At 66.2% G+C, this 21,713-nt stretch carries 21 protein-coding genes and 2 pseudogenes; 8 read left to right on the forward strand and 15 right to left on the reverse strand.

The annotated features are described in order from the left end of the window. Positions 1-5 precede the first annotated feature (5 nt). The gene (locus ABZS43_RS29370; protein ID WP_355039224.1) at positions 6-2,954 is read right to left on the reverse strand and encodes an acyl-CoA synthetase; all 2,949 of its coding nucleotides are present in this window, start codon (positions 2,952-2,954) and stop codon (positions 6-8) included. 128 nt (positions 2,955-3,082) lie between these two features. On the opposite strand from ABZS43_RS29370, the gene ABZS43_RS29375 reads away from it, so the two are divergent. After that, entirely contained in the window at positions 3,083-3,691 is a 609-nt protein-coding gene (locus ABZS43_RS29375) for a TetR/AcrR family transcriptional regulator (protein WP_355039225.1), read from the forward strand. 17 nt (positions 3,692-3,708) lie between these two features. Here the strand turns inward: ABZS43_RS29375 and ABZS43_RS29380 are convergent, their stop codons facing one another. Continuing rightward, positions 3,709-4,617 (reverse strand): SGNH/GDSL hydrolase family protein, encoded by a 909-nt coding sequence (locus tag ABZS43_RS29380; RefSeq protein WP_355039226.1) that lies wholly within the window; start codon positions 4,615-4,617, stop codon positions 3,709-3,711. A gap of 800 nt (positions 4,618-5,417) precedes the next feature. Here ABZS43_RS29380 and idi point away from each other — a divergent pair. After that, positions 5,418-5,984 (forward strand): isopentenyl-diphosphate Delta-isomerase, encoded by a 567-nt coding sequence (gene idi / locus ABZS43_RS29385; protein ID WP_355039227.1) that lies wholly within the window; start codon positions 5,418-5,420, stop codon positions 5,982-5,984. A gap of 247 nt (positions 5,985-6,231) precedes the next feature. Beyond that, a complete protein-coding gene (locus tag ABZS43_RS29390; RefSeq protein ID WP_355039228.1) occupies positions 6,232-6,582 on the forward strand; it encodes a hypothetical protein in 351 nt (116 codons plus the stop codon). 3 nt (positions 6,583-6,585) lie between these two features. Here the strand turns inward: ABZS43_RS29390 and ABZS43_RS29395 are convergent. The 3 genes and pseudogenes from ABZS43_RS29395 to ABZS43_RS29405 all read right to left on the reverse strand — a co-directional run. Next, positions 6,586-7,110: pseudogene (locus ABZS43_RS29395) on the reverse strand (aspartate/glutamate racemase family protein); the annotation flags it as partial. Then, positions 7,101-7,355 (reverse strand): annotated as a pseudogene (locus tag ABZS43_RS29400) (hypothetical protein); the annotation flags it as partial. The pseudogenes ABZS43_RS29395 and ABZS43_RS29400, both read right to left, overlap by 10 nt. Before the next feature lie 85 nt (positions 7,356-7,440). Continuing rightward, positions 7,441-8,166 carry a GntR family transcriptional regulator gene (locus ABZS43_RS29405; RefSeq protein ID WP_355039229.1) on the reverse strand — a complete coding sequence of 242 codons (726 nt, stop codon included), beginning with the start codon at positions 8,164-8,166 and terminating at the stop codon, positions 7,441-7,443. Positions 8,167-8,310: 144 nt separating this feature from the next. Between ABZS43_RS29405 and ABZS43_RS29410 the strand changes: the two genes are divergently transcribed. After that, the gene (locus ABZS43_RS29410) at positions 8,311-9,486 is read left to right on the forward strand and encodes a serine hydrolase domain-containing protein (protein WP_355039230.1); all 1,176 of its coding nucleotides are present in this window, start codon (positions 8,311-8,313) and stop codon (positions 9,484-9,486) included. Between the two features lie 55 nt (positions 9,487-9,541). Here the strand turns inward: ABZS43_RS29410 and ABZS43_RS29415 are convergent, their stop codons facing one another. Beyond that, positions 9,542-9,865 (reverse strand): multidrug efflux SMR transporter, encoded by a 324-nt coding sequence (locus ABZS43_RS29415; protein WP_355039231.1) that lies wholly within the window; start codon positions 9,863-9,865, stop codon positions 9,542-9,544. Positions 9,866-9,968: 103 nt separating this feature from the next. On the opposite strand from ABZS43_RS29415, the gene ABZS43_RS29420 reads away from it, so the two are divergent. Beyond that, positions 9,969-10,121 carry a hypothetical protein gene (locus ABZS43_RS29420; RefSeq protein WP_355039232.1) on the forward strand — a complete coding sequence of 51 codons (153 nt, stop codon included), beginning with the start codon at positions 9,969-9,971 and terminating at the stop codon, positions 10,119-10,121. A gap of 39 nt (positions 10,122-10,160) precedes the next feature. On the opposite strand, the gene argH is transcribed toward ABZS43_RS29420, so the two are convergent. Both argH and ABZS43_RS29430 read right to left on the reverse strand, forming a co-directional pair. Continuing rightward, on the reverse strand, positions 10,161-11,600 hold the full coding sequence (gene argH / locus ABZS43_RS29425) for an argininosuccinate lyase (RefSeq protein ID WP_355039233.1): 1,440 nt from the start codon (positions 11,598-11,600) through the stop codon (positions 10,161-10,163). A 98-nt stretch (positions 11,601-11,698) separates the two neighbouring features. Next, positions 11,699-12,901 (reverse strand): argininosuccinate synthase, encoded by a 1,203-nt coding sequence (locus ABZS43_RS29430; RefSeq protein ID WP_355039234.1) that lies wholly within the window; start codon positions 12,899-12,901, stop codon positions 11,699-11,701. Between the two features lie 280 nt (positions 12,902-13,181). On the opposite strand from ABZS43_RS29430, the gene ABZS43_RS29435 reads away from it, so the two are divergent. After that, positions 13,182-13,358 (forward strand): hypothetical protein, encoded by a 177-nt coding sequence (locus tag ABZS43_RS29435; protein WP_355039235.1) that lies wholly within the window; start codon positions 13,182-13,184, stop codon positions 13,356-13,358. A gap of 24 nt (positions 13,359-13,382) precedes the next feature. Here ABZS43_RS29435 and ABZS43_RS29440 read toward each other — a convergent pair whose 3' ends face one another. Then, complete coding sequence (locus tag ABZS43_RS29440) at positions 13,383-13,556, reverse strand: alkaline phosphatase D family protein (protein ID WP_355039236.1); 174 nt, start codon at positions 13,554-13,556, stop codon at positions 13,383-13,385. 86 nt (positions 13,557-13,642) lie between these two features. On the opposite strand from ABZS43_RS29440, the gene ABZS43_RS29445 reads away from it, so the two are divergent. Both ABZS43_RS29445 and ABZS43_RS29450 read left to right on the forward strand, forming a co-directional pair. Beyond that, positions 13,643-15,556, forward strand: coding sequence for a TerD family protein (locus tag ABZS43_RS29445; RefSeq protein ID WP_355039237.1), 1,914 nt, complete (start codon positions 13,643-13,645; stop codon positions 15,554-15,556). A 92-nt stretch (positions 15,557-15,648) separates the two neighbouring features. Next, positions 15,649-16,149 carry a hypothetical protein gene (locus ABZS43_RS29450; protein ID WP_355039238.1) on the forward strand — a complete coding sequence of 167 codons (501 nt, stop codon included), beginning with the start codon at positions 15,649-15,651 and terminating at the stop codon, positions 16,147-16,149. Between the two features lie 298 nt (positions 16,150-16,447). Here ABZS43_RS29450 and ABZS43_RS29455 read toward each other — a convergent pair whose 3' ends face one another. The 6 genes from ABZS43_RS29455 to ABZS43_RS29480 all read right to left on the reverse strand — a co-directional run bounded on the left by ABZS43_RS29455 (position 16,448) and on the right by ABZS43_RS29480 (position 21,628). Beyond that, positions 16,448-16,915, reverse strand: a complete 468-nt coding sequence (locus ABZS43_RS29455) for a type II toxin-antitoxin system VapC family toxin (RefSeq protein WP_355039239.1) — start codon at positions 16,913-16,915, stop codon at positions 16,448-16,450. Further along, positions 16,905-17,171 carry a type II toxin-antitoxin system prevent-host-death family antitoxin gene (locus ABZS43_RS29460; RefSeq protein WP_355039240.1) on the reverse strand — a complete coding sequence of 89 codons (267 nt, stop codon included), beginning with the start codon at positions 17,169-17,171 and terminating at the stop codon, positions 16,905-16,907. Before ABZS43_RS29460 ends, ABZS43_RS29455 begins: the two co-directional genes overlap by 11 nt. Before the next feature lie 467 nt (positions 17,172-17,638). Next, a complete protein-coding gene (locus ABZS43_RS29465) occupies positions 17,639-18,730 on the reverse strand; it encodes a Fic family protein (protein ID WP_355039241.1) in 1,092 nt (363 codons plus the stop codon). Between the two features lie 123 nt (positions 18,731-18,853). Then, a complete protein-coding gene (locus ABZS43_RS29470; protein ID WP_355039242.1) occupies positions 18,854-19,378 on the reverse strand; it encodes an arginine repressor in 525 nt (174 codons plus the stop codon). An 82-nt stretch (positions 19,379-19,460) separates the two neighbouring features. Beyond that, entirely contained in the window at positions 19,461-20,417 is a 957-nt protein-coding gene (argF, locus tag ABZS43_RS29475; RefSeq protein ID WP_355039243.1) for an ornithine carbamoyltransferase, read from the reverse strand. Then, complete coding sequence (locus ABZS43_RS29480) at positions 20,414-21,628, reverse strand: acetylornithine transaminase (protein ID WP_355039244.1); 1,215 nt, start codon at positions 21,626-21,628, stop codon at positions 20,414-20,416. The genes argF and ABZS43_RS29480 overlap by 4 nt, the downstream gene beginning before the upstream one ends. Between the last annotated feature and the right edge of the window lie 85 nt (positions 21,629-21,713).

Here is a 21,713-nt window from a genome sequence, read left to right on the forward strand (position 1 = left end):
TAACGTCAGCCGCCGAACAGCACCCCCGCCGCGTCGACGGTGAGGATTTCGTAGGTCTCGGCCCCCCGGTCGTACCACCAGGTGTCCTGGCCGGGTTCCGGCCTACCCGCGGCCCGTACCGCACTGACAGAAGGCCGGTAGGAGGAACTGCGCGCGATCTCGTCGACGACGTAGACCAGATCCGGGCGCTGATCGGGCTGGAGCGCGCGGACCGCCTCGGTGACGTCACCGGGCGTCAACCGGTATCCCGCGCGCAGGCTCACCGCCGCCACGGCGAGAATATCGTCGCCGACCGGCAGACCGTAGGCGACCTCGAGATCGACGGCGGTGATGTCGTTGAGCGCATCGACGATCGGCTGGGTGAAGACCGGACCGCGCGCGGTCTTGATGACGGTATCGGTGCGATCGACCAACCAGTAGTCGCCGTCGCTGTCGCGGCGGAACAGGTTCTCGGTGGGCATCCAGGAATCACCCGCGGTGAACACCCCGCGCAGTCCGCCGTCGGAGATGTCCATACCGTCGGAGGCCTTGCCGATCAGCAGGCCGACCTCGTTGTCCGCACAACGGCGGGCGAAACCGGATTCGTCGGTGAGGACGCGTTCGGCGCTCGGGTCGTAGGCGACCAGTTCGACCTTGGCGGTGCCGGGCACCGGCCTGCCCTTGCAGCCCGCTTTGACGCCGGTCACATTGGCCAGCACCACATCTCCTTCGATGGAGGCGTAGAACTCCAGCACCCGCGCCGGTTCGAACTGTTCGGTCGTGCGCCGCCACAGCCCGGCGGGCATACCCGATCCGATGAACAGTCGGATCGGATGCGCGTGACCGGCCGGGAACACCTCGGCGTCGAGGATGTCGCGCAGCATCGTCCAGGTGTAGGTGACGACCGTGACCCCGTAGCGGTGCACCTCCTCGGCGAAACGCGCCGGATCCAGCGAGCGGGCCAGCGCGATCCGGCTGCCGCCCACGATGGCGCCACCGAGGCTGACCAGCAGGCCGGACGAGTGATGCAGCGGCGCAAGGCAATACACGGTGTCGCGCCGATCGAGATCGGCGGAGGTCGCGGTGCCGAACGCGGAGAGCGCCCACCGGTGGTTGGTGATGTACTTCATCTCCAGCCGGTCGCCGGTCCCGGTGACGAGTACGAAGGCCAATTCGCGGGCCAGGCCGGGATCGGGGCTGTACCACGCGGGCAGGCGAACCTCGCTCGGTTCGATCTGTTCGAGGTCGATCACCTGCTCGCTCAACGGAATATCGAGCGTGCGCGCACTGCCGCCACCGAGCACGAGCACCCGCGCGCCGATGGCGGCGGCCTGCCGGAGATTCTCCGGATCGGTGACGACGGTTCGCGCCCCGGTGCGTTCCATGGCGCGACCCAGCTCGCTGCCCGGCGCGAGGAGCACCGCCACGGCGCCAAGACGCGAGAGTGCGGCGACCGTGGCGAGCGCACTCGGCCTCGTCTCCATCACGACGGCCACGCGCTCGGCCGGTCTGATGCCGACCGAGATCAGCCCGCGCACCACATTGTCGATGCGAGCGTCGACGGCCGCGTTGGTGTGCACCCGGTCGTCGAACAGGAAGCATTCGCGCAGCGGCGCGCGACGTGCCTGCTCGGCGATCAAGCGGCCCAACGAGATTCGGGTACTCGGCTGGATCATGCCGAGGCGTGTCAGCCGGGGCAGCGCCCGCGCGGCCTCACCCGCGAGTTCGACCGAACCGCGCACGGTATTGCTCGCGATACCCTCGAGCGCCTTACCCATACCCGCTCCGGCCTCGGCCAGCGTCGCGGCGGTGTGCAGTACCCGGGTGGCGGCCGAGCGCGGGACGGTGGTCTCGATATGTTCGGTCATACGGGAGATGTCCGAGGGCAGCGGTGCGTCCTTGTCCATCCAGTCGATCCACTGCCGCACCAACGGCCAGGTCCGGTTGGTCGCCGTACTGCCCGCCACCAGGCCGAAATGTCCGGCCACCAATCCGGCCTCGTACACCTCGGCATTGGGTGCGGCACGCAGGATTCCACGCACCGCGGCGGGCTGGCCGATATCGTCGACCTCGCCGACGAAGGCGAGGATCGGGCATTTCAGCTCGGCCAGCGATACCGGATGGTCGCGGATCACGAATCCGCCCGACATCAACCGGTTGTGCACGACGAACTGTTTGAGCAGATCCGCTGCGGCGGGCCCGGCATAGCCGACCCAGCCGTCGCTGTTGAGGAATCGGCGCTGACGTTCCTTGGGAAGCAATGCCTCGCGATCGTGCAGCTGGCGCAGGAAATCGATGCGCGCTTTGGCGGTTTTGACCGGATCGAGCATCTGGAAGCCGAAGCGCACCATCGAATCGGTGATGGGCAGCCTGGTCACGACGTGATCGGCCAGGAAGTCCGCGACATCGGAGACCAGCCCGTACGGCAGTCCGAACGGCATACCGGCGACGATGTCGACCGGACTGCCGAAGGTCACGATGCTCGCCACGCTCTTGCCGTAGCGATAGGCGGCGGTCTGATAGGCGAACATGCCGCCCTGGGAATACCCCATCAGGTGGACCGGGGAGCCGGTTGCCTCGCTGACGGTGTCGACGGCGCTGTTCACCGCGAGCACATGGTCGGCGAGATCCCGTTTCCAGCCGCCCTCCTCGGTCGCGGGCGAGCCGAAATCGACGACCCAGCAATCGATTCCGCCCCGGTTCAGGATGCCGACCGCGCCGTCCTCTGCATTCACATCCCAGATATCGGCGCTCACCATCAGCGGCGGCACCAGCAGGGCCACCGGGCGACCGGGCGTCGCGGTGTCGGGGAAGTAATGGCGCAGTCGATACATGCGCCTGCGCTCGACCACCTCGAAAGGCGACGACTCCACATCGGTGGTCAATCCGCCGAAACGGAGCACCTCTAGCCCGTTCTGCGCGGTCGACATCAACCGCTGTACCGAGCTCACCATATCCTTCGCACTCAACTTCACGATCGCTCCTGGCCTAGCATGAACGTGACCCACAACACATATCGCGACATGATCACAACGAGCTTCCCACATCGTCTGTCCATTATGTGGCCGCTGTGACGGGATAGGCCCACCGATAGGCTTTCGCTGTGAATCCACGACAGCGGGGCGGTCGGGCCGCTCAGGCCGAGGAGCGAAGGGAAGCGATTCTGCGCGCCGCGATGGATGTGATCGCCGAGCGCGGGTACCGGGGCGCGTCACTGGCCGCGGTGGCCGAGCGTGTCGGGCTCACCCAGCCCGGACTGCTGCATTACTTCCCCAGTAAGGAATTACTTCTCGTCGCGGTCCTGGAAGCGCGCGATCGGTGGGATACCGCCGCCGTCCCCCTCGACCGGTGCGGCGATTGGCGGCTCAGCCACCTGGAACAACTGGTGGAATACAACGCCTCCCGGCGCGGCCTCGTGCAGACCTTCACCGCACTGGCCGGGGAGAGCGTCACCGGATCCGATCATCCGGCGCAGGAATTCTTCCGGCAGCGCTATACCAACGCGCGCACGGTGTTCACCGAGATCCTCGCCGCCGAATTCGGTGAGCGCCTGCCGGGTGGCCTCACCCCCGACCAGGCCGCGCCGCTGCTCATCTCGGTACTCGACGGTCTGCAGATCCAATGGCTGCTCGATCCGGAGACGGTCGATATGACCGCCGCGTTCCGAGCGTTCCTCGGCCTGCTCGGAACGAGCGAGCCGGCGAGTCGGTAGCTGTCGGCGCACCGGCGTCAGGCAGGCGCGACTTCTCCGAGCGCGGTCAGTACCGCGGCGGCCATCGCCCGCTCCCCTGCGGCGTTGGGATGCACGGGCGCGGCGGGCTGGAACGGGATCAGCCCTTCGACCCAGCGCTCGGCGGGCGGCTCGCAGATGCCGTGGCCGATGGTCGGGGTGTAGGTGTCGACGTAGGTGGCGCCGTTGGCCGCGGCTTGCGCGGCGAGCATCGCGGCGAAGTCGTACATGGTCGAACGGACGAAGGCGACGTCGCCGACGGCGATGAGCTGGTCGCCGAGGCAGCCCGCATCGTCGTCGGGAAGGGTCGCCGGATATCCGACGAGGAGTACCTGCGCGCCGGGCGCCCGCGTCTTGATCGCCCGCAGCGTGTCCGCGACGCGGGGCGCGAGCTGCACGGTGCGCTCGGCCAAGTCCGATCCGAAGGACGCGGCGCAGGGCGCTCCGTACATATCGTGCACGGACAACGCCGCGCACCGCCCCACGATATCGGCGAATCCGAGATCGTTGCCGCCGATGGTGAGCGTCACCAGGGTGGTGTCGGAGCCGATGGCGTCGATTTGCGGGGTGTTGATCACGATGCCGCCGATCTGGCTGATCTGCGGCTCCGTCAGATCCTTCAGCACCGCGCCGCCGCAGGTCATATCGCGCATCGTCACCGGTCGCAGCGCGGCGGCGACCACGCTGGGGTAGTTGCGGTCCGAACGTGTGCACAGGCCCGCACTCTGGTTCAGCACGCCCGAGGCCGCCGCGTAGGAATCTCCGAGCGCCACGTAGACGTCGGTACCGGGGCGGGCGGCGGCGGGGGTGGGGGTGAGGACCGCGCCGACGAAAACGGTTGCGGCGATTCCGATGAGGACGGCCTTCGCGGCCCGGCGTAGTCGAGTTCGGGCAGGGGTGAAGCGCATGGATCATCCTCAACGATGCGGTGCCGCCGACCTGGTCGTAGGTAGACGAACAAAGAATATCGGCTCCCCACTGCTCACGCCGGGGATTTCACGCTCAGAGACCGCGTGGATACGCTCGTCGATTCCTGACGTCGATCATCGGCGAACTGGCGCGTCGCGGGCGGAACTGAGATCGGTTGGCATCGGCGAGAAGTGACGTCACCGACACGCGCGGCTCACCGGCTGGACATGTCTGCCGAATCTACGAATTCCGCTGCGCCGCCCGCTCTCCGCGTCCTAGCATCGACAGGTCTGGAACGCAGTGTCGTGTAAGTCAATTCGTTCGAGTGACTGGATCCACCTGCCCGTGTTCGTCCACAATTCCGAACCGTCATCGATTCGCATGCACCGCACAGCGACCCACCGGTCGCCCGCCCGGTCCGGGCCGCCCTACCCGGGTGTCCCGAAACCACTGCGGTGCGGGTCGATTGAGTATCGATAGGAACCGCACACGATCATCCCGCTACCTCCACACACCGCGCACCGACCGGCGCGGCAGAAGTTCCCGTCGGACCGCCGCAGGGGGTCGGTCCGACGGGACCGCATCCACCCGCGATTCCCCTGCGCCCCCGCGGACCGGTTACGTCCTCGACGATCGTTCACGGTCCCCGGTCACCGAAACCGATCGGGCAGGGCCAGCGGGTGGCACCTACGCTCGCGGACGCACACCCGCCCCGTCACGGGCGACAGCGCCGCCCGGCAGGCTCTCGGTCACCGCCGCCAGGAAGATAGCCGCTGATCGCCGCCGATAAGCTGGGGCAGTGACCGAGACCGCCGAAGCACTGACCGATCGCGAGGCGCTGCCCGTCGAACTCGTGGACGACGCGGGCCGCGCGATCGGCGCCTGCCCGGTCTCGCGGGCGCATCAACCGCCGGGACTGCTGCATCGCGCGTTCTCGGTGCTGCTGTTCGACAGCACGGGCCGCGTGCTGTTACAGCAGCGTGCGGCGGTGAAAACCCGTTTTCCGCTGGTCTGGGCCAACACCTGCTGCGGCCATCCCGCCCCCGGCGAATCGGTGACCGACGCGGCGGCGACCCGCCTCGCCGAGGAATTGGGCCTGGTCACCGACCTCACCGAGGTGGGAGTCTTCCGCTATCACGCGGAAGACTCCCACACGGGGCGGGTCGAGCACGAATGGGATCACGTCGTCGTCGGCCGCTTGGACGCGGGGCAACCGCATCCGAATCCGGCCGAGGTGGCCGATTTCGCATGGGTGCGGCCCGATGTGCTCCGCATGCGGCTCTGCGACGATCCGACGAATTATTCACCCTGGCTCGGGTCCGTCCTCGACATCGCCGACGAGGCGTATCACCAAGCCGTGCGGTAGCCCCGGCGGATCGCCACGGGCCTATCCATCCGGGAGGCCTGCTTCGATACCGGGAGAACACATCGTTTGATGCGCATATCAGCGTACTACCATGTTTCGCAGCGGTAGGGGCCCTCAGGGTCGGCTCAGCGAAAATCCCAGGTCGGCTCCGGAAGTTTGGCTAAATCACAGGTTTGCCACAGGGTCACACCAGGCGCGCAGAGGATTCTGGAGTTGTACGCAATATCAGCGGCAAGTGAGGTGCACCATGGTCGAGGTCGAAGTCACGGATGACAAGGTGACGGTGAATGTGCTCGGTATGGATCGAATCCTTTCGCTGCGCGAACAGGTGACCGTCGACGTCTCCGACATCACCGAAATCGCCATCGCCGAGGTGGACTTGCGCCCGCCGTGGGTGCGCGCCCCCGGCGCGTTCTTCCCCGGTGTGATCGCCGCGGGCACCTATCGGGGCAGACACCGGAAAGAATTCTGGGACACCCGCTTCGGCGGGCGCGCCATTCGCATCGACCTGGCAGGCACCGAATTCACCCGCATCGTTGTCGACGTCGCCGATCCGGATGCCGCGTTGGAGGAATTGACCTGGGCCGTCGCTGCCTGACGTTCAGCACCGGCCGAACGGGTGGAGGACGCCGCGATACGTTTTCGACGGGGGCGCGGCGAACTCCCCGGTCCCGGATTTCCTGAGACCGAGGGTGATCAGCGACTGCACGGTGGCGGCGGCGACCCCGTCGACAACGGGAACGCCGATCTCGGCGCGAATATGCGCGCACAGGTCGGCCATTCCCGCGCAGCCGAGCACGATCGCGTCGGAGCCGTCCGATTCGACCGCCTCCCGGCATGTCTCGGTGACGACCTTGCGGGCATTCGGGTCGGAATCCAACGCGAGCACCGGGATTTCGCAGGCGTGGATACCGCGGCAGTAGCGTCGCATCCCATAGCGCTCGGCCAGATCCACCGCGCGCCCGACCGTGCGATCCAGCGTGGTCACGATGCTGAAACCACGGCCGAGATGCGAGGCCGTCCGCATGGCGGCCTCCGCAATGCCGATCACCGGTCCCGCCGCCAGTTCGCGGGCGGCGTCCAAGCCGGGATCCCCGAAGCAGGCGATGACGTACCCGTCGACGCCAGGAAGGTCTGGATGCCGTACCACGCCACCGCGATCAGGCCGCGGATGATCGCGGGGCTATTGGCGCCGACGCTGTGCACGTCCGACATCCAGAACGCGAAGATGTTGTACGAGCCCCACTTCTGTTCGCGAAGCGGGGCCAGATCGTCATTGGTCAGCCGCGGATCGTAGTCCGGCGTCGCCGGCACGGGCGGCGTCGCCGGTCCCGAATCTGCCGACGCGACGGGAGCGAGCGTTTCGGCCATGGCGATTCCCATCCGACGGTGAAACTGTGATGGGTTCGACGGTAGGAATCTCGCATTGCCCGGCAATTGCGCTGTTATTGCCCGACTACTGCACGACAGATATGTCTGCCGCGGGGGCAAGTAGCCCGGTGTCGGTGGGCAGGGTCGCGATCACCTTTTCGAGTCTGCGATGGTGACCTTCGGCGATGAGCAGCAGTCGGTCGATATCGCGGGCGAGGAAGGCGTCGAGCATGAGCGCGTGGTCGGTATGCAGTCGCACCCGGTCGGCACGCCCGATATGCACCATCGATTGAACCGGTTCGGTCACATTCCACGCCGATTCCAGCATGTGCAGCAGGCGGAACATGCGCGATGGCCGGGTCAGCGCCACGTGGAAATAGCGGGACTGCCGATGGTAGGCGGCCGGATCGTCGTCGCGGATCGCCTGTTCCAGCAGCGCGTTGATCTCCCGCAGCGTCTCGCGGTCGGCATCGGTGGCGTTCGCGACTGCGGCGGCCAGTGACGCTGTCTCCAAAGTCTCACGCACGATATACATTTCGCGCAGTTCCGCGGCCGTCAACTGGGCGACGGTGTATCCGCCGTGCGGTTCGTGGGTGACCAGCCCCTCCCCCATCAGCGTCTTCAGTGCCTCGCGCACCGGAATGTGGCTGACCCCGAATAATTCGGCCACCTCGCGTAGCGGGATCGCGGTGCAGGGCGGCACCGCGCCGTCGAGGATGACTCGGCGCAGTTCGCCGAGAATGATCTGTGGCCTGCCCGGTTCGTCGACAACCAACCTCGCGAGCAGCGCCGAACGTCTCCGTGGAGGCATGGACCCACCGTAGGACAGCTGTGTTGCGATCTCGGTTCCCGATGTGACGCTCAGGAAAATGCACAATCACTCGGAGCGGGCGGTGAGATGACGATTCGGTCGGACGTCATACGCTGTACGAGTTGACGGAAGAGAGGACTACCGATGACCACGATTCCGAGCACCCAGTTCGTGGACCGCCGTTACGCGACCCTCGTCGCGGAATTCGACCGGCTGTTCCGCCGCCCGGGAGACGGCGGCGGCGCCCTCGCGGTCTACCAGCACGGCGAGCCCGTTGTCGACGTCTGGGCCGGATTCGCCGCCCCCGACCGGCCGTGGCAGCACGATACGGTCGCGATGGCCTACTCGACCGGCAAGGGCGTCGCGTCCACGCTGCTGCACCGCTTCGCCGAACGCGGCCTGCTCGACTACGACGCCCCGGTGGCCGATTACTGGCCCGAATTCGCGGCGGCGGGCAAAGAGCGGATCACCGTACGCGAACTGCTCACCCATCGGGCCGGGCTGCACCGCCTGCGCGGACTGCTCCCCGGGCCCGCGCAGAACTTCCTCGACGACGCGGCGGTCACCGAGGCCCTCGCCGCCGCCACCCCCGATCCGCGACACACCGTGACCAGCGGATATCACGGCATCAGCTTCGGACATCTCGTCGCCGAACTGGTGCGCCGGGTGAGCGGCGGCGATTTCACCGAATTGCTGCGCACCGAGATCGCTGACCCCCTCGGGGCCGAGGAACTGTGGTTCCGGGTGCCCGAGTCCGAACGCGACCGCATCGCCCCCAATTTCCCGCGTCTGACGATCGCCGGGATGAGCTGGGATGCCAGTGCCAAGCTGCTCGGCCGCAGCCGCTTCACCTCGGCTGCCGCTGAGACCACCCCGGCGGGGTTCGCCGATCTGGTCTCCGATCCGCGCCTGCACGACTCGGTCATGCCCGGTGTCAACGGCGTATTCTCCGCCCGCGCGCTGGCCCGGCTGTACGGCGCGCTCGCCAATGGCGGCGATCTCGACGGATACCAACTGCTGCGCCCGGAGACCATCGCGGCGATCAGCACGCGCCAGGTGTTCACGCCCGACTATGTGCTGGCGTTCCGCATTCCCTGGGGCCTCGGGTATCACGGTGTGCCGATGAAACCGTCCAAGGCGGAACCGATTTCGGCGTTCGGCCATTTCGGGCTCGGCGGATCGGGCGCCTTCGCCGATCCGAGCACCGGTATGTCGCTCGGATTCGTCACCAATCGGCTCGGTGGCAGGCTGACACCGCTCGGCGATGCCAGGCTGGCCAGGCTGGGCGCGGTCGCCCACAATCTCGCCAAGAACGCCTGACCCCCGTCGCCGGGGGCGGCCGGGACATTCGACGAGCGTGCCCGCGTCGGGTATCTCAGTGCGCCCCACCGAGTTCCAGCGCGAGCACGCCAAGGATCACCAACGCGATGCCGCCGACCTGCACCAGGGTGAGTTTCTCGTCGAGGAAAAGCACGCCGATCGCGGCGACGGCGGCCACGCCGATCGCGGACCAAATTCCGTAGGCCACGCCGATCGCCATACCGCGTTTCAATGCCTGGGAGAGGAAGAAGAACGCGGCGCAGTAGCCGATCACCACGATGATCGAGGGGATCACCTTGCTGAACCCCTCGGACAGTTTCAACGAGATGGTCGCGGAGATCTCGGAGACGATCGCCAACAGCAGGAACAGAAAGGTCATTGCGGCACAATAGCGAGGATACGATCGGGGATGGGGGGGACCGGGGTGGGCCGCGTAACGGAGATTCAGGGGGACGACCGTGGACTTGTCGACGCGATTGGCGATGGGAGCGCTGTTCATCACGCCGGTGGCACTATTGGCAGTGTTCCTCGTGCTCACAGTCACTGCCAGCCGGACCGGTCATGGCGTCCTGTCGCAATTCGGGCATTCGCTGTCCGGCGACAGCACGGATGCGCTGTCGACCGGACCGGCGTGATCCGGCCGACAGCCGAGTCCGATGTGGTGTGCGAGTCGGTCAGCGCAGCCAGTCGCGCAGTGCCGACGCCTCCGCGCGCACCTCGTCGAGCTGGGCCGCGACCTGCACGCCCGCCGTGCCGCCGCGAGCGTTGCGCGAGGCGATGGACCCCTGCACCGTCAGCACCTCGCGGACCTGCGGGGTGAGTGCCGGGTCGACGGCGCTGAATTCCTCGTCGGTGAGTTCGTCGAGTCCGACGCCGCGGGCTTCGGCGGCGCGGACGCACGCGCCCGCCGCCTCGTGCGCGACACGGAACGGAACCCCCTGGCGCACAAGCCATTCGGCGATATCGGTGGCGAGGGTGAATCCGGCGGGGGCCAATTCGGCCATTCGGTCGGTGTGGAAGCTGAGGGTGGCGACCAGACCCGCGATGGCGGGCAGCAACAGTTCCAGCTGGGCGACCGAGTCGAACAGCGGTTCCTTGTCTTCCTGCAGGTCACGGTTGTAGGCCAGCGGCTGCGCCTTGAGGGTGGCGAGCAGGCCGGTGAGATTGCCGATGAGCCGGCCCGCCTTGCCGCGGGTGAGTTCGGAGACGTCCGGATTCTTCTTCTGCGGCATGATCGACGAGCCGGTGGACCAGGCGTCGGCGAGGGTGATGTAGCCGAATTCCGGTGTGCTCCAGATGACGACCTCTTCGGCCATCCGGCTCAGGTCGACGCCGATCATGGCCAGGACGAAGGCGGCCTCGGCGGCGAAATCCCGCGACGAGGTGGCGTCGATCGAATTGGCCGCGGCGGCGGAGAAATTCAGTTCCGCCGCGATCTGCTCCGGATCGAGGCCGAGCGAGGAACCGGCGAGCGCACCCGAACCGTAGGGCGAGACGGCGGCGCGCTTGTCGAAATCGCGCAGCCGGTCGATATCGCGCAGCAACGGGTGCGCGTGCGCGAGCAGATGGTGGGCGAGCAGAACCGGTTGCGCCGCTTGCAGATGCGTTTTGCCCGGCATCACCGCGTCGGGATGCGCGGCGGCCTGTGCGACGAGGGCGTCGACGACCTCGAGCAGGCCGAAGGCGACGCGGCGGGCCGCGTCGCGCAACCACATCCGGAACAGCGTGGCGACCTGGTCGTTGCGGGAACGGCCGGCCCGCAACCTGCCGCCGAGTTCGGTGCCGACCCGTTCGATGAGTCCGCGCTCCAGCGCGCCGTGCACGTCCTCGTCGGATTCCAGCGGACCGAACGCACCCGAATCCACATCCGCCGCAAGCTGATCCAGTCCGACGAGCATTCCGGACAGATCGCTGTCGGACAGCAGTCCCGCCTTGTGCAGCACCCGCGCGTGCGCTTTGGACGCGCGGATGTCGTAGGGCGCGAGCACCCAGTCGAAATGCGTCGACTTGCTGAGCGCGGCCATGGCCGCGGCGGGGCCCGACGCGAAACGGCCACCCCAGAGCGCACCCTCGTTCGTGCCGCCGCTCTGCGACGAGTGCTCGCTCGGTGTCATCGTGTGCTCTCCTCCAAGTCGGGGGGACGTCGGTTCATCGGGCCGAGTGCGCCCACAACGGAGCCGACGACCCGATCGGACCGCCGACGTCTCCGCCGCTACTTCTGGTTCAGATCCCGGCGCGCGGCGACCTTGGAGGACAGACCGTGGATCTGCACGAAACCCTTGGCCAGCGACTGGTCGAAGGTGTCGCCCTCGTCGTAGGTGGCCAGGTTGAAGTCGTAGAGCGACTGCTCGGAGCGGCGGCCGTTGACGACGGCCGTACCGCCGTGCAGCACCATCCTGATATCGCCGGAAACCTGCTGCTGGGTGTCCTGAACGAAGGCGTCGAGGGCGCGCTTGAGCGGGGAGAACCACAGGCCGTCGTAGGCCAGCTCGCCCCAGCGCTGCTCGACCTGACGCTTGTAGCGGCCCAGCTCACGCTCGATGGTCACGTGCTCGAGGGCCTGGTGCGCGGTGATCAGCGCGATCGCGCCCGGCGCCTCGTAGATCTCACGGCTCTTGATGCCGACGAGCCGGTCCTCGACCATGTCGAGACGGCCGACGCCCTGCCTGCCCGCACGGTGGTTCAGCTCGACGATCGCCTCGAGCACGCTGACCTGGCGGCCGTCGATGGCGACCGGCACACCCTTGTCGAAGGTGACGATCAGCTCGTCGGGGGCTTCGAAGTTGACCGTCGGGTCGGCGGTGTAGTCGTAGACGTCCTTGGTCGGCGCGTTCCACAGATCCTCAAGGAATCCGGTCTCGACCGCGCGGCCCCACACGTTCTGGTCGATGGAGAACGGCGACTTCTTGGTGACGTTGATCGGGAGTTTGTTCTCCTCGGCGAAGGCGATGGCCTTCTCCCTGGTCCAGGCGTAGTCGCGGACCGGTGCGATGACATTCAGATCGGGCGCGAGTGCGCCGATGCCGACCTCGAACCGGACCTGGTCGTTGCCCTTGCCCGTGCAGCCGTGCGCGACGGTGGTGGCGCCGTGGAATTTGGCGGCCTCCACCAGGTGCTTGACGATCAGCGGGCGACTGATGGCGGAGACGAGCGGGTACTGGCCCATGTACATGGCATTGGCCTGGATGGTGGGCAGGCAGTATTCCTCGGCGAATTCGTCGCGGGCGTCGACCACGATCGCCTCGACCGCGCCGCAGTCGATGGCGCGCTGGCGCACCACGTTCATGTCCTCGCCGCCCTGACCGAGATCGATGGCGACGGCCACGACCTCGGCGCCGGTCTCCTTGCCGATCCAGCTGATGGCGACGGAGGTGTCCAGCCCACCGGAGTAGGCGAGTACGACGCGATCGGACATGTCTGTGTGCTCCTCGGTTCTCTTCGTGTCTCAGCAGTATGAGGCCCGCGCCTGAGCGGTGGGCCGTGGGCGGCGGTCACAGCCCGAACCCGGCGCGGCGGGACCACCTCGACCGGCCCGCGCCGTCATACAAATGATTATGCACGATGATGCAAGCTCATTCATAATCGGGGTGTCGAACTCCCGCTACCTGCACAGATTGTGCCCGACGAAGCCTTGGACGCGCCCCGGTGCTGTGGAACTCTGGACCTATCCATCCGACTCGGATTAGGAGCGACCGATGTTCACCAACATCATCGAACCCCTGCGGGATCTGGCCGAACAGAATCGCGATCTGATCGGTTTCGTCGTCATCGGGCTCGGCAATGGCATTCTCGGAATCACCAAATGGGGCCTCGACGCGGCGACCCCGTTGCTGCAGCAGTTCTTCTCCGAATACCCGCCGGGGCACTACTGACACTGCGCTTGCCCCACGGGTCGGCTATCCCCCGCCCGTACCGTCGTTTTCGTAGATGTAGTCGCCGAGGTGCACGATGGCGTCGAGATCATCGCGGGCGGCCAAGTGGCGGTACGCGCCGAAGCTCAGGGGTATGCGCTGACTCCGCAGGTGGTCGCACCGAGATAGGGCCCGCAGTGGCGACTTGACGACACGCACGATCGTGCTCCACCTCTATTCCAGCTGACATTCGGCAACAAGCTTTCAGGGACAATGCATTTCGCGAGCTAGTAAGGTCGTCCGCTGTGACGTCTCCGATACTGTCGCGCGGACAGAACCTCACCTTGCCCGCACCCGTTCGCCGCGTCGTCGCGGTCATCGGCTGGGCCGACTCCAGCACCGAAGTGGATGCCTCGGCGCTGCTGCTCGGAGCAGATCAAAAGGTCAGGTCCGACGCCGATTTCGTGTTCTACAACCAGCCGCGATCCGCGGATGGATCCGTGCGGTTTCGAGTCGGCGATGCGAGCAGCAACCAGGCAACGATCGACATCGAATTGCCAGCAGTGCCCGATGAGGTACACACCATCGCGCTCGTAGGCAGCATCGATTCCGATACCTTCGGCACACTGGGCGAGCTGTCGTTGACGATCCTCGATGACACAGGCAGCACTCTGGCGAAGTTCGTCACTCACGAGGCCACCACCGAGTCCGCATACCTGTTCGGAGAGATCTACCGCCGGGCCGACGCATGGAAGGTACGTGCTGTCGGACAGGGCTGGGATACCGGATTAGCGGGCCTGGCTACAGACTTCGGGGTATCCGTGGACGACGACGCCGGTCCCTCCGAAGTCGTACGCAATGATGCGCCCCAGCGCTCTGTCGAACAGCCCGCCGACTCGGCTTATCGACTGTGGGGACAGAACCGGGGCTGGCAGAGCTATGAGTTGACCATCGATGACGAGTTCCTGCCTGCGATCCGAAGTTTGTATCCCCGCGAGCTTTCCGACTCTGACGGCAACTCGTCTCCCGAGGCCCAACTGATTCCCGAGCCGAACGGGCCGCGAGGGGCATATGCGGTGTCGATCAGGACCGGAGGCCGGACGATCGGGTACCTGAACGACGACGATGCACAGAACTGGTCGGCGGTTCTCCGGAGAATCCTTGCTTCGGGATACCTACCGACGACGTCGAGCAAGATGTGGGTCAGCGAGTACGAGACCTGGGACGGCGGCCTCGATCTGCGCGCGAATGTGTTCATCGGTCTCGAAGACCCGCGCCTGGCGATCCCCGTCAACGATCCCCCGAACTCCGCCTACACCTTGCTCCCGCGATCGAGAATCATCCAGGTGACGAAGGAACACGAACACTTCGACGCGCTGTCGAAGTTCGTGCCTGAGGGCGGGATCGGCCTGCTGTTCGTCACTCTGCACGAGAACTCGACACAGGGCAGCCGAGCCAATCCTCACATCGAAGTACGCATCGACGACGAACGGATCGGGCAGTTGACTCCGCAGATGAGCCAGCGTTTTCTGCCGATGATCCGGCATCTGGAGTCGCGGGGTCTCGTCACCGCGTGCTGGGGCGAGATCACCGGATCGGCGGTCGCGGCAAAAGTGCGGATCGACGCGATCAAAGCCAACGAGGCGAGCCCGGACGTGCTGGACGGTCCGCCGGTCACTGTCCCCCGTCTGCTCCCGGCAATGCGCGATCCGCTCGCTTACGACCTGACCGCCATGCAAGCCCACCTCGAGCCACTTCCTCCGCCGCCACCGGTTCCGCCGAGGCCAATTCCGATCGAACCCGTGGACGGGTCGGTCGTCCGGTTCACGAAAGGCGGGAGCTACACCTACGTCGCGGTCCGCCGCGGAACTCACTGGGAGACAACATCCTCCATGAGCGCCGCGATAGATGAGGTGATGACCTGGTCGGATCTGGCGTCACGAGTGCGCACTTTCGACATCGCCACCGACTGGGCACCGGTCGGCACGCACGGCGACACACGGATCCTGGAACATCGAGCCGTCGTCCGCTTCACGATCGGCTCGAACTATCTGGCCGCGCTCAATATCGACGACGGCCGTCCGGACGGCGACTGGTACACCACGGTCACCCGACGCGACTCGTCCCGTCTGCCGCTCGGCGACCTGGCCGACTGGTCCGAGATCGTCGAGCACGGCGTGCATATTCAGGTGGCGACGGGTTGGCGACTGCTCGAGTGATATCCCGCCTTACCAATAGTCGTTCGAGTATTACTGCTTCCGCTGTCGCATTCGTTGCCGCCTCGGCGTTGCTTACCGTGATGATATTCGCCGTGACCCACTCGAATCGGCCCCCGGCCACAGGTAAAGCGATTCCCGGAGACTGCCGCAACACCTTCGATGTCCCGGTGGGCGGGAAAGCACCCGGTAAAAGCTTCACGCTGCTGTCGGCCGCTCAACACGCGGCAACGGGAAACACTCCGGTCACGATGGCCGAAATCACCCGAGCCGCGGGATTCCTGGACGAATGGGACACCGTGGTCGTCATCACGCCGTCGATGACACCGCACCGGCTGAATGAACTCACGAACATCATCGATACCTGCTGGGAGAACCTGCCCGACGGTTCATACGATGAGGACGTGGCGACGACGGCCTACTACCTGTACCTCCGGGACGGCATACCTTTGCGGGCGGCGTCGTGGCTCTTCCCCACAGACAACGAACTCGACTTCCGGCGAACCGGCACGCAGGTAGTCCATCCTGGAACGGTGCTCACCCCGGACCAGCCTCCCGGGATCAAGCCGCAACTGCGAGTGACGTCGGCGAATTGATCGGGTGGCCCAGCGAACCCAGCCGCTTGTGATCTTCGTGGTCGAATGCCTCCGTGGGACCGACTCGAAGCGGGACCTCGACGTTAGCGCAACGCCCCGACCGCTCGGCCCGGTCCGACGATCGCGACCGGCGTGTCGGGGCCGTGTCCGGAGATAAGTGTGCGGAGGCGGCTGAATCGATCATATTCACAGCTTGTCCGCGGGAGCGCGGAAGAGGTTCGGACGCAGGCGATAACCGGCTTCTGGCCCGGCCGGCTCGGTTCTCGATTTCCTGCGTGCCGTACTGGGGAATCGCTGGTCAGCTTTCCTGGGGCACCGCCGGTCGGGTGACGGGCACGACAGTGAGCAGGTTTTCGAGTCCTTTGAAATCGTTGGGGTTGGTGGTGAACAGCGGTAGGTCTTCAGCGATGGAGATCGCGGCGATCATCAGGTCGGCGATACGACGCCGTGGTTTGCGTCCAGCGCTGATCACCGCCGCGCTGACGCGACCATAGATGCGAGCTGCCTCCGCGTCGAACGGGATGGGGTCGAATTCGTTCTCGGCGCGTTGCAGCACATCGAGGCGGCGGGCGCGTTCGGCATGTTCGTCGTAGCCGCTTTGCTCGTCACCGCGCCGGACTTCGTGCGGGCCGGCGGACAATTCGGCGAGGGTGATGGCGGTGATCGCCATTTCGTCCGGGAGTTCGGCCGGATCCAACCACCGCCGTAGAATCATGATGTTGGTGTCGACCAAACCTTGGGTGAGAGAATGTGGTTCAGCGGTCATAGGGGTCGTCCGCGTAAGCCTCGGCGGTGGCGTCCTGGTCTGCCCGGAAGGCATCGAGGTCGATTTCGGGGGCGGTCCTGGACATCGCCGCGAATTCCGCGCGGGAGACGAAACGGCGGCGGCGGCGCAGAGGGACGAGTTGGCCGATCTGATGCCCGTCGCGGGTGACCGTGAACGACTGCCCGTTCTGGACGGCGTCCATGATTTCCCGGGACCTGCTGCGCAGGTCCCGCTGGGTGATCTCGGGAGCGCTCATGAGGACCATGATACGCCGATGTGCCGCATCGTGCCACCAGGTGGCACAATGTCCTCGGAATCACCAAATGGGGCCTCGACGCGGCCACTCCGCTGCTTCAGCAGTTCTTCTCCGAATACCCGCCCGGACATTACTGACAGACCGGGGTCGGCCTGAGCCGACATTCGCCGTCGCGGGATGCGGGAATACCCGTCGAATCCAGTAAGGACTGTTCGCCCGAGCCGGATCCCGGGGCATCCCTATGGCCTCAGGCAAGTTCTTCGATTTTGACGGCCAATTGCCCGGCGCGAGGGGCATCACGCTTTATGTTGACGCTCGTCCAAGAACTGCGCGACCCGCGCCGAACGTCATGGTCGATACGCCCGCACTCAGATTCATTCACCACCCCTGCGACAACCTGTCACCGACGCATCCCGCACATACACGTTCGCGATCACCAAATGGCCGATCTCGACGAAGATCGCCCACTACGGCCGATACGGATCAACCAAGCTGATCGGCGTTCGTGCGATCTCCAGCACAGCATTCGGAAACCGTTCTCCCGCGACGTAATAGCGCGCCCTCGTCCGCCCGACCGGCGTCAGCACGCCCCGCTGCGTCAGCACCTTCAGGTCTCGTTGAGCCTGCTGCACGCTCAGCCCTTCACTCGCTCCGTACCGAGACCTGCGAACCCGGCCCGCCATCGCCACGTCATGCAGTGCGGACACCACCCGCTCGTCGAGTCCGGACTGCGTCGCGAACTCCGACGATCGCTCCCACACCCGCCCTGACCGCTCGAACCTCGCGCGCACCGTCTGTGCCTGCTGGTGATACGCGAGCAAGTTGAAGCTGATCCATTCGGAGACATCCTGATCCGGCCGGTAGTGGGCGCCACGGCGGGCCAGGACCTGGTAGTACTCCCAGGTGTTGCCAGGACGTCCGAGCCACGCCTCGATCGACGAAAATTCTGGCGCCAGCACACCTTCGCGTGCGATCAGCAATGTCTGCAAGGAACGCGACATGCGGCCGTTGCCATCACACCAGGGATGAATCGACACCAGATGCAGGTGTGCCATGGCCGCCCGAACGAGGGCATGCGTGTCATCGGGAGCGTTCAGCCAGTCCACCAGTTCATCTGCCAGTGCGGGTATCTGCTCGGCGCGCGGGGCGGTATAGGCCGCGATGCTGGGGTCACGCGCGTCCGTTACGTAGACCGGACCGCAGCGCCACTGACCGGCGGGCTTTCGGGATGTATGCCTATGGCCCTGCAATATCCAGTGGAGCGCGTTCAGTTGCCCCTTACCGAATCGGAAGTCCGGGGCATCGTGCAACGTTTGCAGATAGGTCATCATCCGCTGGTAGGCGAGGGTTTCCTCGCGGTTCTCGTCGGAGACGTCGACATCCTGCTCACCGGCCATCAGGTCCTCGACGTCGACCGTCGAGACCTTGAATCCCTCGATCGAGTTCGACGCCGCTACAGCATCGGCTGTAAGAAACTTCCGAAGCCCGCCCGTCCACTTCACGGGGACGCTCTGTACTTGATGACGCAGCCGCTCACGCATGCCGTCGACCTCGGCCAAGACCTGCTTGTCCTGTCCGGTCAGCTGCGGAGTCGGATATAACATCACCCCATGATGCATTGATGTGATCATTACGTCAATACATTGCGTCCAAGTGCCGGATCCCGGGACAATTCGGCGGATTCAGGCGAGTTCTTCGATCTTCGCCGCCAGTTCCGCGCCGGTGAGCGGTTCGCGGGCGATGACGGCGATGGTGTCGTCCCCCGCGATGGTCCCGACGACGAAGGGCAGGGCGGCACGGTCGAGGGCGCTGGCGAGATAGTGCGCGGCCCCCGGCGGCGTGCGCAGCACGGCGATATTGCCGCTGGAATCGGTGGACACCATCAGGTCGCCGAGGAGTTTCGACAGCCGGTCGGTGCCGCCGGTGACCCCGCGGACGGGACTGCCGTCCTCGGGGACGAGGTAGACGCCCGCACCACCGTCGGCGGCACGCAGTTTGACCGCGCCGAGTTCATCGAGGTCACGCGAGAGCGTGGCCTGGGTGGTCTCTATCCCCTCGGCGGCGAGCAGGGCCGCGAGTTCGGTCTGACTGCGGACCGCGTGAGCCGAAAGCAGTTCGATGATGCGTGATTGACGACCGGCGCGGGTGCGGGCGATCGCCGCGCCCTTGGCGACAGCGCCTCTGCCGTTGTCCGGTTGCACGGTCATGCTCTCACCTCGCCGCGGCCCGAGGGCCGCTCTGAATCAGCCGGTGGCGCGGCCGAAGCGGCCACGCCACCGGTTCGTTCGTTCACAACGCGTCTCCGCGATGTGCGGCCAGCAACCACACCAGCAGCGCCTTCTGTGCGTGCAGCCTGTTCTCGGCCTCGTCCCATACCGCGCTGCGCGGGCCGTCGAGCACCTCGTCGGTGATCTCCTCGCCACGATGAGCCGGAAGGCAGTGCAGCACAACGACATCGGGCTGCGCCTTGGCGAGCAGCTCGGAATTCAGCTGGAAGGGACGGAAGGGGCCGACCCGGTCCAGACCGTCGTTCTCCTGGCCCATCGAGGTCCAGGTGTCGGTGACGAGCGCGTCCGCCCCGAAAGCCGCGGCCACCGGATCGCCGGTCATGGTGATGGTCGCGCCGGTCTCGGCGGCCCGCTTGCGCGCCGCCTCCAGAATCCACGGCAGCGGTTCGAAACCCGCAGGCGCGGCGATGGTCACATTCATGCCCGCGGTGACGCCGCCGAGGAGTAGCGAATGCGCCATATTGTTGGCGCCGTCACCGAAGTAGCTGAGATTGCGCCCGGCGAGTTCGCCTATGCGCTCCTTCAAGGTCAGCAGATCCGCGAGCACCTGGCACGGATGGAACTCGTTGGACAGCGCGTTCACCATCGGAACCGTTGCCGCCTCGGCCATTTCGTCGAGGCGGACCTGCTCGAAGGTGCGCCAGACGATGGCGTCGACATAGCGCGACAGCACCCTGCCGGTATCGCCGAGGGTTTCCTCCCTGCCCAGTTGGGTGTCGCGACCGTCGACGACGACCGCGTGCCCGCCGAGCTGGGAGATGCCCATTTCGAAGGAGAAACGGGTGCGGGTGGAATTCTTCTCGAAGATCACCCCGACACCGCGCGGACCTTCCAGGGGGCGGCGCGAGAACGGCGACTTCTTGAGTTCGGCTGCCAACGCGAGGATTTCGGCCTGCTCGGCCGGGGACACATCGTCGTCGCGCAGGAAATGCCGTAACCGCGCGGTTGCCTCGCTCATGCCGTGGTTCCCTTCGCGTCGTCGGCCGCGCCGTCCAGGATTCCCGGAAGGTCGGCGACGAAATTATCGGACTGGGTTTCGGTGAGCACAAGGGGCGGGGCCAGCCTGATGACATTCGGCTTCGGCGCGTTCACCAGATAGCCCGCCTCCCTTGCCCGATTCTCGACCTGGGCGGAAATATCTTGGGTGAGCACGATTCCCAGCAGCAATCCCGCGCCGCGCACGTGGTCGACGAGCGGATGTTCGAGCAGTTCGATCCCGTCGCTGAGCCGCTTGCCCAGCGATTCGACATGGGCGAGCAGATCCTGCTCATCGATGGTCCGCAGCACCGCGAGGGCGGCAGCCGCGCAGACCGCGTTACCACCGAAGGTGGTGCCGTGCAGGCCGGGGGTGAGCAGGTCGGCGGCGGGCCCCGTGGCGAGCACCGCGCCGATCGGCAGGCCGCCGCCGAGCCCCTTGGCGAGGGTGATCACATCCGGCACGATGCCGCAGGACTGATGCGCGTAGAACTTCCCGGTGCGACCGATCCCGGTCTGCACCTCGTCGAGTACCAGCAGCGCGCCGTGCCGCGCGGTGATCTCCCTGGCCTTGACCAGATAGTCCATCGGTGGCACCACCACGCCGCTCTCCCCCAGTATCGGCTCGAGGAAGACCGCGGCGGTGTCCTCGTCGACGACGGCCTCCAGCGCGGCGGCATCGCCGTAGGGAATGTGCACGACACCGGGCGGCATCGGCTCGAACGGCTCACGCTTGGACGGCTGCCCGGTCAGGGCGAGCGCGCCCATGGTCCGGCCGTGGAACGCCTCCTCGCAGGCGACGATCTTGCGCCGCCCGGTCAGCCGCGCCATCTTGAACGCGGCTTCGTTGGCCTCGGTGCCGGAATTGCAGAAGAACGCCCGGCCGTGCCCGTCGCCGAATTCGCCGTCGCCGAAATGCGCGAGCAGCCGCTCGGCCAATTCGATGACCGGTTCGTTCGCGTAGAGGTTGGAGGTGTGCCCGAGGGTGCCCAACTGGTTGGTCACCGCCTCGAGGATCGCGGGATGCCCGTGGCCGAGGCTGTTGACCGCGATACCGCCGAGGAAATCGACATAACGGTTGCCGTCGGCGTCGTAGACCACAGCCCCCGCGCCGCGCACCAGCGCGATCTTCGGGGTGCCGTAATTCTTCATCAGCGCGGCGGACCACCGCTGCTGTAGGTCTGCTGTACTCATTCGTCGACTCCGTATTCGCTCGGACCCAGGACCTCGCGGCTCACAGCACTGCGGCCCGTATCGCTGACAGGTTCGTTCATGACTG

It is taken from the genome of Nocardia sp. NPDC005366 (assembly GCF_040606855.1).
GTDB lineage: Bacteria > Actinomycetota > Actinomycetes > Mycobacteriales > Mycobacteriaceae > Nocardia.

What these genes read in the sequence shown, in the direction of transcription:
- ABZS43_RS29405 (WP_355039229.1), bottom strand. Translation starts at nt 8,166, where the DNA reads ATGCCTCCACGGAGACGTTCGGCGCTGCTCGCGAGGTTGGTTGTCGAC.
- ABZS43_RS29380 (WP_355039226.1), bottom strand. Translation starts at nt 4,617, where the DNA reads ATGCGCTTCACCCCTGCCCGAACTCGACTACGCCGGGCCGCGAAGGCC.
- argH (WP_355039233.1), bottom strand. Translation starts at nt 11,600, where the DNA reads ATGACACCGAGCGAGCACTCGTCGCAGAGCGGCGGCACGAACGAGGGT.
- ABZS43_RS29410 (WP_355039230.1), top strand. Translation starts at nt 8,311, where the DNA reads ATGACCACGATTCCGAGCACCCAGTTCGTGGACCGCCGTTACGCGACC.
- ABZS43_RS29415 (WP_355039231.1), bottom strand. Translation starts at nt 9,865, where the DNA reads ATGACCTTTCTGTTCCTGCTGTTGGCGATCGTCTCCGAGATCTCCGCG.
- argF (WP_355039243.1), bottom strand. Translation starts at nt 20,417, where the DNA reads ATGAGCGAGGCAACCGCGCGGTTACGGCATTTCCTGCGCGACGACGAT.
- ABZS43_RS29435 (WP_355039235.1), top strand. Translation starts at nt 13,182, where the DNA reads ATGTTCACCAACATCATCGAACCCCTGCGGGATCTGGCCGAACAGAAT.
- ABZS43_RS29480 (WP_355039244.1), bottom strand. Translation starts at nt 21,628, where the DNA reads ATGAGTACAGCAGACCTACAGCAGCGGTGGTCCGCCGCGCTGATGAAG.
- ABZS43_RS29455 (WP_355039239.1), bottom strand. Translation starts at nt 16,915, where the DNA reads ATGACCGCTGAACCACATTCTCTCACCCAAGGTTTGGTCGACACCAAC.
- ABZS43_RS29460 (WP_355039240.1), bottom strand. Translation starts at nt 17,171, where the DNA reads ATGAGCGCTCCCGAGATCACCCAGCGGGACCTGCGCAGCAGGTCCCGG.
- ABZS43_RS29390 (WP_355039228.1), top strand. Translation starts at nt 6,232, where the DNA reads ATGGTCGAGGTCGAAGTCACGGATGACAAGGTGACGGTGAATGTGCTC.
- ABZS43_RS29430 (WP_355039234.1), bottom strand. Translation starts at nt 12,901, where the DNA reads ATGTCCGATCGCGTCGTACTCGCCTACTCCGGTGGGCTGGACACCTCC.
- ABZS43_RS29470 (WP_355039242.1), bottom strand. Translation starts at nt 19,378, where the DNA reads ATGACCGTGCAACCGGACAACGGCAGAGGCGCTGTCGCCAAGGGCGCG.
- ABZS43_RS29420 (WP_355039232.1), top strand. Translation starts at nt 9,969, where the DNA reads ATGGGAGCGCTGTTCATCACGCCGGTGGCACTATTGGCAGTGTTCCTC.